We start from the raw sequence: 10,763 nt of genomic DNA, 5'->3' as shown, positions 1-10,763 counted from the left end.
GCGGTATGTCAGTCACATTTGTTTCGACTGTCAGTCCGCATTCGCGAGCAAGCTCGCTCCCACAAGGGGCCAATCAAGTGGTCAGGTTATTCGGTGACGGTAGGAATCTTGCGCGGTGCCATGAAATACATCCACGTCAGCGCAATGAAGTACATCGCCGGAATCAGGGTGAACAACACGGTGTAGTTGTTGTTGGTGACGGTGAGGATGTGGCCGACGATCTGGGTCATGAACATCCCGCCGATCGCTGCGCACATGCCGCCGAAACCGAACACGGTGCTCATCATGTGCTTGGGCGTGTAGTCCATCACCAGGCTCCAGATGTTTGCTGTCCACGCCTGGTGTGCGCCGATGGCCAGGGAAATCGCTGCCACTGCCACCCACAGGTTGGCTGAGCCGGCGGCCATGATCACGCCGATGATGCAGCAAGCAAACAGGAACATCGACAGCAGCCGCGCCTTGATCGAGTTCATCCCGCGACCGATCAGGAACGAAGACAGAATGCCGCCACCGACGCTGCCGAAGTCAGCCGTGACGTAAATGATGATCAGCGGAATGCCCATCTGGGTGACGTTGATGCCCAGGTTGTATTGCTGATTGAGGAACGGTGGCAGCCAGTACAGATAGAACCAGAACACCGGCGCGGTCAGCGAGTAGGCGAGGGCGAAGGCCCAGGTGCCGCGCATCCGCAGGATTTTCGAGAACGGTACGCGGGCCTGTTCCGGTTCGACTTCTTGCCGGATGTAGTCCAGCTCGGACTGTTTCACGCTCGGGTGATCTTCCGGGTTGAAGTATTTCAAGCCCCAGAACAGCAACCAGATGCCGCCCAGTGCCGACATGCACAGGAACGCCGCTTGCCAGCCCCAGACGTGCAGCACCAGTGGCAGCAGCATCGGCGTGAACATCGCACCGACGTTGGTGCCGGCGTTGAAGATGCCGGTGGCAACCGCACGTTCGCCGGCCGGGAACCACAGGCGCGTGGTTTTCACGCAGGCCGGGTAGTTCGCCGCTTCAGTCAGGCCGAGGATAAACCGGCAGACCATGAAACCAACGGCTGACGTTGCCAGACCGTGGGCACCGGTGGCCAGACTCCAGAGCAGCACGGCGCAGAAGAACACGCGCTTGACGCCGACCCGGTCGATCAAGCGTCCTTGCAGGACGAAACCGATCGCGTAGCCGACCTGAAACCAGAAGTTGATGTTGGCGTAATCCATCGCCGTCCAGCTCATTTCCTTGGCGAGGATGGGCTGCATGACGCCGAGGGCGGCGCGGTCGATGTAGTTCAGGGTAGTGGCGAAAAACACCAGCGCCAGCATGCCCCAACGGGTCTTGCCGACAGCCATGGCGCCGCGGATCTTGTCGCCGATGCCACCCGTGGCAGTGCTCATGGCCGGAGCCATGCGGGAAGTCTGTGAAGGAATCATGTGTTCCACCCGTTTTTGGATTTGTTATTTGGTGTGCTTGTTACTTGCACGCTGCGACCGGTGGTTCAGATCCGGACTCAATGTGCAGTCGATGTTGGGCAGTGGACGAAAAATCGTCAATTCGCCAAACCGCCATTGTGTTCGATAATCGCACGCAAAACTAACCGGGTAGTACACTTTAAATTGCTGCCACGATCGATGCAGCCAATAATTTCCCCCACTATAAAAATCATCCTGTGTAGGAGCTGCCGAAGGCTGCGATCTTTTGATTTTGCTTTTCAGCAATAAAGATCAAACGATTGCCGGCTTTGGCGGCTCCTACAGTAAAGATAAAGCGGCGCAGTCCGGGAGTTGAAGCATGCAGCGTTCCATTGCCACCGTTTCCTTGAGCGGCACCCTGCCGGAAAAACTCGAAGCCATCGCCGCCGCCGGGTTCGACGGGGTGGAGATTTTCGAAAACGACCTCCTGTACTACGACGGCAGCCCGCGGGAAATTAAACAGATGTGCGCCGATCTCGGCATCGCCATCACTCTGTTTCAACCGTTCCGCGATTTCGAAGGCTGCCGCCGTGATCGCCTGGCGCGCAACCTTGAGCGCGCCGAACGCAAGTTCGACCTGATGCAGGAACTGGGCACCGACCTGGTGCTGGTCTGCAGTAACGCCTCGGCCGACAGCGTCGGTGATCAACAAATTCTCGTCGATGACCTGCGCCTGCTGGCCGAGCATGCCGGCGCGCGCGGCTTGCGCATTGGTTACGAAGCGCTGGCGTGGGGTCGTCACGTGAATACTTATCAACAGGTCTGGGACATCGTGCGTCAGGCCGATCACCCGAGCCTCGGCGTGTTGCTCGACAGCTTCCATACGTTGTCGCTGAAGGGCGATCCCCGCGCCATTGCCGACATTCCCGGCGACAAGATTTTCTTTGTGCAAATGGCCGACGCGCCGATTCTGCAGATGGACGTGCTGGAGTGGAGCCGGCATTTCCGTTGCTTCCCGGGACAGGGCGAATTCGATCTGCCGGGCTTCCTCGCGCCGATCATCCAGAGCGGTTACACCGGGCCACTGTCGCTGGAAATTTTCAACGATGGCTTCCGCGCCGCGCCGCCACGGGCCAATGCCGCCGACGGTTTACGTTCACTGCTGTATCTGGAAGAGAAAACCCGTCAGCGTCTTGAGCAGGAAGCGACACCTGTCGCCAATCGCGAAATCCTTTTCGAAACACCGAAGGCCAGCGAGTACAACGGCATCGAGTTTCTCGAGTTTGCCGTCGATGAAAGCCTCGGCGCCAAACTGTCGAACTGGCTGGAACGCTTGGGGTTCGTCAAGGCTGGGCAGCATCGTTCCAAGAGCGTGAGTCTGTTGCGTCAGGGCGACATCAACCTGATCCTCAACTCCGAACCGTATTCCTTTGCCCACAGCTTCTTCGAGGCTCACGGCCCGTCGCTGTGTGCCACGGCTGTGCGGGTCAAGGACAGCGCCAGTGCGCTAGCCCGCGCCGTCGCTTACAAAGGTCAGCCCTATCGTGGACTGGTCGGCCCCAACGAACTGGAACTGGCAGCGGTGCGCGCGCCGGACGGCAGCCTGATTTATCTGGTGGATGAACAGGCCGACGTCTACGGCACCGATTTCAACCTGCTGGCAGACGCGCCGGCCCGTGGCGGTCTCAAGCGTATCGATCATATGGCCATGGCGTTGCCGGCCGACAGCCTCGACAGTTGGGTGCTGTTCTACAAGAGCCTGCTGGATTTCGAAGCGGACGATGAAGTGGTGCTGCCTGATCCGTATGGTCTGGTGAAGAGCCGCGCCTTGCGTAGCCGCGACAGTTCGATCCGCTTGCCGCTGAACATCTCCGAGAACCGCAACACCGCCATCTCCCACGCGCTGTCGAGTTATCGCGGCTCCGGTGTGCACCACATCGCCTTCGATTGTGACGACATCTTCGCCGAAGTCAGTCGCGCCAAAGAAGCCGGCGTGCCGCTACTGGATATTCCGCTCAACTATTACGACGACCTTGCCGCGCGCTTCGATTTTGACGACGAGTTTCTCAGTGAACTGGCGTATTACAACGTTCTGTACGACCGTGATGCCCAGGGCGGTGAGCTGTTCCACGTCTACACCGAACCGTTTGAAGGGCGTTTCTTCTTCGAGATCATCCAGCGCAAGAATGGCTATGCCGGGTATGGCGCGGCGAACGTCGCGGTGCGCCTGGCGGCGATGGCCAAATCTCGCAGTGGTGCCGTGCGCCAGGCGAAGTTGTAGGAAATTCGTAAACGCGGGATTAAACACGGGCCGCGCGGCTTCCTTCACTGTGCTGCGCAGCCCATAATCGCCGCCTGTGCAGTGATGGCCGTGAGCCCGCAATGACGATGAATACAGAACTTTCCGCAGCTTCTGAAGTTTCCACTGTAGAGCCGCGCAAGAGTCGCAAGAACAACCCGGAAAAGACCCGCGAGAACATCTTGCAGGAGGCGATCGTCGAGTTCGTCCAGCAAGGCTTGTCTGGGGCTCGCGTCGATGCGATCGCCGAGCGAATCCACACCTCCAAACGCATGATCTATTACTACTTCGGCAGTAAGGAGCAGTTGTACGTCGAGGTGCTGGAAAAGCTTTACGGTGACATCCGCAGCACCGAAAACCGTCTGCACCTGGCCGAGCTGGCGCCGGTAGAGGCGATTCGGCGTCTGGTGGAATTTACCTTCGATCACCACGACCGCAATGTCGATTTCGTGCGCATCGTCAGCATCGAAAACATCCACAACGCCGAATACGTGAAGCGTTCCGACGCGATCAAAGCGATGAACAACACCATCCTCGATTCACTCGGTGAGATACTGCGTCGTGGTGCTGCTGAAGGTGTTTTCCGTGCGGGGCTGGATGCGCTGGATGTGCATTTGCTGATCAGCTCGTTCTGCTTCTATCGTGTGTCGAACCGGCACACATTTGGCGAGATCTTTCAGATCGATCTGCCGGATGAAAGCATCAAACAGCGGCATCGCGAGATGATTTGCGAATCGGTGCTGCGCTACCTGCAGGCCTGACACATTCCCCCTGTGGGAGCGAGCCTGCTCGCGCAAGCGGTGTGTCAGTCAATAGATGTATTGGCTGGCCGTAAGCCTTCGCGAGCAGGGGGAAAGAACTCAGCCATTCATGCTTTGAAAATGCGCGAGCATCCGCTGCGCGTCCGGCACCACGTCACTGAACAATTCAAACGCTTTCACTGCCTGAAACACCGCCATGTTGCCGCCGTCCAGCGTCCGGCAACCCAGCGCGCGGGCGTTGCGCAGCAGTTCGGTTTCCAGCGGGAAATACACAATCTCCGCCACCCACAATTCCTTGCGCAGCAGTTCGACCGGCACCGGCATGCCCGGCAGTTTGGCCATGCCCATTGGCGTGGTATTCACCAGCCCGTCGGCCTGATTCAGCGTACTCGGTAGATCTTGCCCGGCCACGGCGCGACCCGAGCCGAAATGCTGATTGAGATTGTTCGCCAGACTCTCAGCGCGTTCACGATCGACATCGAAAATAGTCAGTTGCTGTACGCCTTCGCTCAACAATGCGTGGGCCACTGCTGCGCCTGCGCCACCGGCGCCCATCTGGACTACGCGCTTGCGGGCAGCGTCCTTCAGCCCCCGGCGAAAACCCTCGGCGAATCCAAGGCAGTCAGTGTTGTGGCCGACACGTTTACCGTCCTTCAACACCACGGTGTTCACCGCGCCAATACCTTTGGCTTCCGGCGACAACTCATCAAGCAGCGGAATGATTGCCTGCTTGCACGGGAAGGTGATGTTCAGCCCGGTGTAGTTCATCCGCTCGGCCGCCAGCAGCAGGTCGGGCAGGGCGGTGCTGTCCATTTTCAGTTGATCGAGATCGATCAGTCGGTACAGATAACGCAGGCCTTGGGCATCACCTTCGTGCTCATGCAGCGCCGGCGTGCGCGAGGCCTGAATGCCGGCGCCGATCAACCCGGCGAGTATTACGTTAGAGCGAGACATGCGCATTACCCCTTCAGCCGCTGACTGAAATGTTCCAGCGCCAGGCGATAGCCATGACTGCCAAACCCGGCCATTACCGCCGTGGCAATCGCCGAGACAAACGAGTGATGACGAAACGGCTCGCGGGCGTGGACGTTGGACAGGTGTACCTCAATCACCGGCAATTCACTGGCCACCAGTGCGTCGCGAATCGCCACCGAAGTATGCGTCCACGCGGCCGGATTGATCACGATCCCGGCGCAACGGCCGCGGGCAGCGTGAATCCAGTCGAGCAGTTCGCCTTCGTGATTGGTCTGACGAAACTCTACGGCCAGGCCGAATTCTTCGCCTGCGCGACCGCACAACGCCGAGATGTCCGTCAAGGTTTCGTGACCGTAAGTCGCCGGCTCGCGGGTGCCGAGCAGGTTCAGGTTCGGGCCGTTGAGCACCAGAACGATAGGGGGCATGAGGGGTAACTCCACTTATTGTTTTTGGCTTTGGCCGAGGATTTCAGCCTGTGGAGATAAAATGTACTAGATGGTTACCATGGTCAATTGAACAAAAATGGAGGTGGCGTTTTATGTTCGGTGATCGCACAGAAGCAATATTGATCGAGATATGACGACAGCTTTGCTTACGTTTTTCACTGGAGATTGCCCGGCTCATGACCTGTTGCGACGCTAGCCTGAAAAGCGGTGAAACGTCATGTGCCGATCACCAGGCGTCGGATTTGAAAGGAATCTTGAATCCTGAAACTTATTAACCTAACGGATGGGTTAGCATGAAGGTGTGCAGCTACAAAGGATTGTCGATTGTCATCATGTTGCGAGATGAGCATTGCCCCCCGCACGTTCACGTGAATTCAGGTAGCTGGAGCGCCCGATTACAGTTCAGTTTCTGGCACAACGATATTGAGCTTTGGGATGTCATGCCGCTTTCTCGTCGACCACCGTTAACCGTGCTGGATGGCTTGTGTCGATCTCTTGAGCAGCCTGCTCATCTGCGGCGAGCACGCGGGATCTGGTGGTCAAGATTGCAAACTGTCTGTCTCGACAATCAATTGTGGGACAGCCATTCAAACGAAGTGCTGGGGATGAAACTCGTCACTGACAAGACATACAGAGTGGGATCGGCGCGTTATCTGCCAGAAGAGGGCAAAACTCTTCTGACATTGATAGGCGCATTGGAAGGAGTGGAAATCGATTTATGAAAGTCATCAAGGCTAAGCCATCCACACATCGTCCCCTGACGGAGGAGATGATCGACGCCGCCATCCTGCAAGGGGAGGCACGCCGAGCGAGTAGCTTGCAGGCTGTCTCCGTAACCTTTGAAGAATCATCTCTGGTCATCCGTTTTGAGGATGGCAGTGGTGTGTTGCTTCCGGTGAACCAGTATCCAGAGTTTGACGGGTTTGATGCAGGCGATTACGAGGGGCTGACAGTCGGCTTCGCAGGCACTGCGCTGTGCCATGAGGGCAAAGACCTTGACGTTTCCATTGCCGGGCTGATTTCAGCGAGCCCGTCACTCATGAGGATGGCCGCGTCGGTGGTTGCTTCACGTAACGGTCGTCAAAGCAGTGCTGCGAAGTCCGAAGCTGCTCGGGCGAATGGCAAAAAGGGCGGGCGTCCGCGTAAGGTCGATCCCGCTTAGTGAGCGCCCACAAAAAAGCCGTCAATCACGACGGCTTTTTCGTATCTGCTGTCCCGTAATCAACGCCGGGTCAGCAACACACCCGATTCCATATGATGCGTCCACGGGAACTGGTCGAACAACGCACACTGCGTAATGCGGTGGGTGTCGTGCAACTGGGCAATGTTCGCCGCCAGGGTTTCCGGGTTGCAGGAGATGTACAGGATGTTATCGAAACGTCGGGTCAGCTCGCAGGTGTCCGGATCCATGCCGGCGCGCGGCGGGTCGACAAAGACGCTGCCGAACTCGTAGCTCTTCAGGTCGATGCCTTGCAGGCGACGGAACGGGCGCACGTCGTTGAGCGCTTCGGTCAGTTCTTCGGCGGACAAACGCACCAGGGTGACGTTATCCACAGCGTTTTCGCTGAGGTTACTCAGTGCAGCGTTGACCGAGGTTTTGCTGATTTCGGTAGCCAGCACTTTGCGCACGCGAGTCGCGAGCGGCAGGGTGAAGTTGCCGTTACCGCAATACAGCTCCAGCAAGTCGTCAGTGCGGTCACCGAGTGCTTCGTACGCCCAGTTGAGCATCTTCTGGTTCACCGTGCCGTTCGGCTGGGTGAATGCGCCTTCCGGTTGGCGATAGCTGAAGGTGCGACCGCCGACTTCGAGTTTTTCGACCACGTAATCGAGGCCAAGTACTTCGCGTTTGCCCTTCGAGCGTCCAATGATGCTCACACCGAGATCCGCCGACAACCTGGTTGCTGCCGCGTGCCAGTGTTCGTCCAGCGGGCGGTGATAGCACAGGGTGATCATCGCATCGCCGGCCAGCGTGGTCAGGAACTCCACCTGAAACAGCTTGTGGCTCAGCGCCGAACTGGCTTGCCACGCCGCTTTCAATTGCGGCATCAACTGGTTGATGCGCAGGCTGGCAATCGGGAACGCTTCGATGAGGATCGGCGTGCGTTTGTCGTCCTGAGAAAACATCGCGTAATGCCGCTCGCCACCTTCGCGCCATAGGCGGAATTCGGCGCGCAGACGGAAGTTCTGCAGCGGCGAGTCGAACACGGTCGGCTCGGGGGCATCGAACGGCGCCAGCAGATCACGCAAACGCGTGACCTTGGCTTCAAGTTGCTCGGCGTAAGCCTGGGAATCGAATGTCATGCGTTGAACCAACCCAACTTGATCACAAACAGAATCGACAGAGTCACCAGCGCCGGGTTCAGCTCACGAGCGCGGCCGGACAGCAACTTGATCACGGTCCAGGCGATGAAACCGAACGCGATGCCGTTGGCGATCGAATAAGTGAACGGCATGGCTAGCGCGGTCACCACGACCGGCGCGGCGACGGTGATGTCGTCCCAGTCTATTTCCGCCAGGCCGGAAGTCATCAACACGGCGACGAACAGCAGTGCCGGCGCGGTGGCGAACGCCGGAACGCTGGCCGCCAGTGGCGAGAAAAACAGCGCCAGCAGGAACAGAATCGCCACGACGATGGCCGTCAGACCGGTACGCCCGCCCGCACTCACGCCAGCCGCGGATTCGATGTAGCTGGTGGTGGTCGACGTGCCGAGCAACGAACCGGCCATGGCCGCGGTGCTGTCGGCGATCAGCGCGCGACCCATTTTCGGCATGTGGCCGTCTTTGCCCATCAGACCGGCGCGCTTGGCGACGCCGATCAGGGTGCCGGAGTTGTCGAACAGATCAACGAACAGGAACGCGAAGATCACGCTGACCAGACCGATGTCCAGCGCACCTTTGATGTCCAGTTGCATGAAGGTCGGCGCCAGCGAAGGTGGCATCGAGGTCACGCCGTTGAACGGGGTGACGCCCATGGCGATGGAAATGATGGTCACTGCCAGAATGCCGATCAGTACTGCACCGCGCACTTTCAATGCTTCGAGGGCGACGATCAGGGCGAAACCGAGGGTGGCGAGAATCGGTGCAGGTTGTTTCAGGTCACCAAGGCCGACCATGGTCGCCGGGTTGCTGACGACGATACCTGCGTTGTGCAGGGCGATCAGTGCCAGGAACAGGCCGATACCGGCAGCAATCGCCGAGCGCAGCGGCAGCGGGATGCTGTTGATGATCCATTCACGGATGCGGAAGATCGACAGCAGGAAGAAGCACACCGCCGAGATGAACACCGCGCCCAGCGCCACTTGCCAGGTGTGGCCCATGTGCAGGACAACGGTGTAGGTGAAGAAGGCGTTCAGACCCATGCCCGGCGCAAGGGCGATCGGGTAGTTGGCGATCAGGCCCATGATCGTCGAACCGATCGCGGCGGCCAGACAGGTAGCGACGAACACTGCGCCCTTGTCCATGCCGGTCTCACCGAGAATGCTCGGGTTGACGAACAGAATGTAGGCCATGGCCAAGAAAGTCGTGATGCCCGCCAGAATCTCGGTGCGCACGTTGGTGTTGTGTGCCTTGAGTTGAAACAGCCTTTCCAGCATGTCTGCTCCCCGTGGCGCGCGTGGCGCCGTGAATGTATCGACCTCAACAGCAAAGCACAGACCATCGCAAGCGCCTGGAAAATTGTGGTGGGCCGGAAAAAGCCGCGCATCATACCAGCAGCGTGAGGAATATGGCGGTTGTTGGTGTCGATCGTCGGCGAAGTTTTGCCTAGAAGCCAACTGCGCCATACTGCGCGCTGATTTTTTCGGGACGGGAAGCGCATGAGCAGGTGCTGGATGAAGGTTTCGGGTTTGATTGCAGCACTGATGGCCGTGGCTCCGATAGTGCTGGCGGCCTCGGCGGATCCGTTGACCCAAGTGAAAGTGATCAAGGTGCAATCGCCGGCCTGTGGCCTGGAGGACATTGCCGATGGCCAGACGCAGACCCAATGCAATCATAGTGGGCCGAGCATCAAGGTCTATGTACTGGAAGTCGGATACGGCCAGAGCCAGCCGCATGCCACCCTGGACGGTTTCGAGGTGAACGGCACCCGAGCGCCGGTCTGTGCCTTTGATAACGGCAACCTGACCGAGTGCACTCCCGGCAACAAAACCGTCGGTTCTCTTTATACCTTCGATCTGGCGGGCAAGCAGGAAGGCACCTTCACCTTCAGCAACACCTCGATCAACGCGCCACGCAATACGATGTCGACCCAGCTTTACATCAAGTAACGGCTGTCTGCGAACAGGGCCGGACAAATCTGTCTACGCTTGGAAGATCACCCAGCGGATAACGCCCATGACCTTTAGAGCCCTGATTACCCTCGCCGAGGGCATCGATGATCTGCAAAGCGTGACCCTGATCGACGTGCTGCGCAGGGCCGGCATCGAGGTGGTGGCCGCCAGTATTGAAGGGCGACGCATGCTCACCTGCGCCCGTGGCACACGCCTGACCGCCGATGGCATGCTGGTCGACGTGCTGGCGCAAACCTTCGACCTGATCGTACTGCCCGGCGGCGCCGTCGGTTCGCAACACCTGGCTGCGCATCAACCGCTGCAACAACTGGTCAAGGATCAGGCCAGTGCCGGCCGCCTGTTCGCCGCCATCGCCGAATCCCCGGCCATCGCCCTGCAATCCTTCGGCGTGCTGCGCCAGCGGCGCATGACCTGTTTGCCCAGCGCCAGCCATCAACTCTCGGGCTGTACGTTTGTTGATCAACCGGTGGTGGTCGACGGCAACTGCGTCACCGCACAAGGCTCAGGCGCTGCGCTGGAGTTTGCCTTGACGCTGGTCGAGCAACTCGGCGGCAAGGCCTTGCGGGCGAAAGTGGCGGGGGAGTTGTAGT

Annotated in this window: 11 protein-coding genes; 6 read left to right on the top strand and 5 right to left on the bottom strand. The window is 58.9% G+C overall.

Features of this window, described 5'->3' with window-relative positions; genetic code table 11:
- Positions 1-86: 86 nt before the first annotated feature.
- Positions 87-1,424 carry an MFS transporter gene (locus AC1DVF_RS07960; RefSeq protein ID WP_477782289.1) on the bottom strand — a complete coding sequence of 446 codons (1,338 nt, stop codon included), beginning with the start codon at positions 1,422-1,424 and terminating at the stop codon, positions 87-89.
- Between the two features lie 358 nt (positions 1,425-1,782).
- On the opposite strand from AC1DVF_RS07960, the gene quiC reads away from it, so the two are divergent.
- Positions 1,783-3,684: a 3-dehydroshikimate dehydratase QuiC gene (gene quiC / locus AC1DVF_RS07955; protein WP_099757239.1), complete on the top strand. Its 1,902-nt coding sequence runs from the start codon at positions 1,783-1,785 to the stop codon at positions 3,682-3,684.
- 101 nt (positions 3,685-3,785) lie between these two features.
- Positions 3,786-4,463: a TetR/AcrR family transcriptional regulator gene (locus AC1DVF_RS07950; RefSeq protein ID WP_194934864.1), complete on the top strand. Its 678-nt coding sequence runs from the start codon at positions 3,786-3,788 to the stop codon at positions 4,461-4,463.
- Between the two features lie 99 nt (positions 4,464-4,562).
- Here AC1DVF_RS07950 and AC1DVF_RS07945 read toward each other — a convergent pair whose 3' ends face one another.
- Complete coding sequence (locus AC1DVF_RS07945; protein ID WP_460130234.1) at positions 4,563-5,417, bottom strand: shikimate dehydrogenase; 855 nt, start codon at positions 5,415-5,417, stop codon at positions 4,563-4,565.
- A gap of 5 nt (positions 5,418-5,422) precedes the next feature.
- Complete coding sequence (gene aroQ, locus AC1DVF_RS07940; protein WP_477782288.1) at positions 5,423-5,863, bottom strand: type II 3-dehydroquinate dehydratase; 441 nt, start codon at positions 5,861-5,863, stop codon at positions 5,423-5,425.
- Between the two features lie 314 nt (positions 5,864-6,177).
- Between aroQ and AC1DVF_RS07935 the strand changes: the two genes are divergently transcribed.
- Complete coding sequence (locus AC1DVF_RS07935; RefSeq protein ID WP_093434713.1) at positions 6,178-6,606, top strand: DUF4160 domain-containing protein; 429 nt, start codon at positions 6,178-6,180, stop codon at positions 6,604-6,606.
- On the top strand, positions 6,603-7,046 hold the full coding sequence (locus AC1DVF_RS07930; RefSeq protein ID WP_320336296.1) for a DUF2442 domain-containing protein: 444 nt from the start codon (positions 6,603-6,605) through the stop codon (positions 7,044-7,046). The genes AC1DVF_RS07935 and AC1DVF_RS07930 overlap by 4 nt, the downstream gene beginning before the upstream one ends.
- Before the next feature lie 59 nt (positions 7,047-7,105).
- Here the strand turns inward: AC1DVF_RS07930 and trmA are convergent, their stop codons facing one another.
- Together trmA and AC1DVF_RS07920 are read right to left on the bottom strand one after the other, a co-directional pair.
- Positions 7,106-8,185, bottom strand: coding sequence for a tRNA (uridine(54)-C5)-methyltransferase TrmA (gene trmA, locus AC1DVF_RS07925; protein ID WP_099757238.1), 1,080 nt, complete (start codon positions 8,183-8,185; stop codon positions 7,106-7,108).
- A complete protein-coding gene (locus AC1DVF_RS07920; RefSeq protein ID WP_477782287.1) occupies positions 8,182-9,477 on the bottom strand; it encodes an NCS2 family permease in 1,296 nt (431 codons plus the stop codon). Before AC1DVF_RS07920 ends, trmA begins: the two co-directional genes overlap by 4 nt.
- A gap of 237 nt (positions 9,478-9,714) precedes the next feature.
- Between AC1DVF_RS07920 and AC1DVF_RS07915 the strand changes: the two genes are divergently transcribed.
- On the top strand, positions 9,715-10,149 hold the full coding sequence (locus AC1DVF_RS07915; protein ID WP_477782321.1) for a DUF4879 domain-containing protein: 435 nt from the start codon (positions 9,715-9,717) through the stop codon (positions 10,147-10,149).
- 67 nt (positions 10,150-10,216) lie between these two features.
- Positions 10,217-10,762, top strand: coding sequence for a DJ-1 family glyoxalase III (locus tag AC1DVF_RS07910; RefSeq protein WP_099757235.1), 546 nt, complete (start codon positions 10,217-10,219; stop codon positions 10,760-10,762).
- Position 10,763 lies beyond the last annotated feature (1 nt).

It is taken from the genome of Pseudomonas sp. P4_D7 (genome assembly GCF_056401755.1).
Note: the sequence above shows the minus strand (reverse complement) of the source record. Positions and strands in the feature narration are given on the sequence as shown.

What these genes read in the sequence shown, in the direction of transcription:
- quiC (WP_099757239.1), top strand. Translation starts at nt 1,783, where the DNA reads ATGCAGCGTTCCATTGCCACCGTTTCCTTGAGCGGCACCCTGCCGGAA.
- AC1DVF_RS07930 (WP_320336296.1), top strand. Translation starts at nt 6,603, where the DNA reads ATGAAAGTCATCAAGGCTAAGCCATCCACACATCGTCCCCTGACGGAG.
- AC1DVF_RS07920 (WP_477782287.1), bottom strand. Translation starts at nt 9,477, where the DNA reads ATGCTGGAAAGGCTGTTTCAACTCAAGGCACACAACACCAACGTGCGC.
- AC1DVF_RS07945 (WP_460130234.1), bottom strand. Translation starts at nt 5,417, where the DNA reads ATGTCTCGCTCTAACGTAATACTCGCCGGGTTGATCGGCGCCGGCATT.
- AC1DVF_RS07935 (WP_093434713.1), top strand. Translation starts at nt 6,178, where the DNA reads ATGAAGGTGTGCAGCTACAAAGGATTGTCGATTGTCATCATGTTGCGA.
- AC1DVF_RS07915 (WP_477782321.1), top strand. Translation starts at nt 9,715, where the DNA reads ATGAAGGTTTCGGGTTTGATTGCAGCACTGATGGCCGTGGCTCCGATA.
- trmA (WP_099757238.1), bottom strand. Translation starts at nt 8,185, where the DNA reads ATGACATTCGATTCCCAGGCTTACGCCGAGCAACTTGAAGCCAAGGTC.
- AC1DVF_RS07950 (WP_194934864.1), top strand. Translation starts at nt 3,786, where the DNA reads ATGACGATGAATACAGAACTTTCCGCAGCTTCTGAAGTTTCCACTGTA.
- AC1DVF_RS07960 (WP_477782289.1), bottom strand. Translation starts at nt 1,424, where the DNA reads ATGATTCCTTCACAGACTTCCCGCATGGCTCCGGCCATGAGCACTGCC.
- AC1DVF_RS07910 (WP_099757235.1), top strand. Translation starts at nt 10,217, where the DNA reads ATGACCTTTAGAGCCCTGATTACCCTCGCCGAGGGCATCGATGATCTG.
- aroQ (WP_477782288.1), bottom strand. Translation starts at nt 5,863, where the DNA reads ATGCCCCCTATCGTTCTGGTGCTCAACGGCCCGAACCTGAACCTGCTC.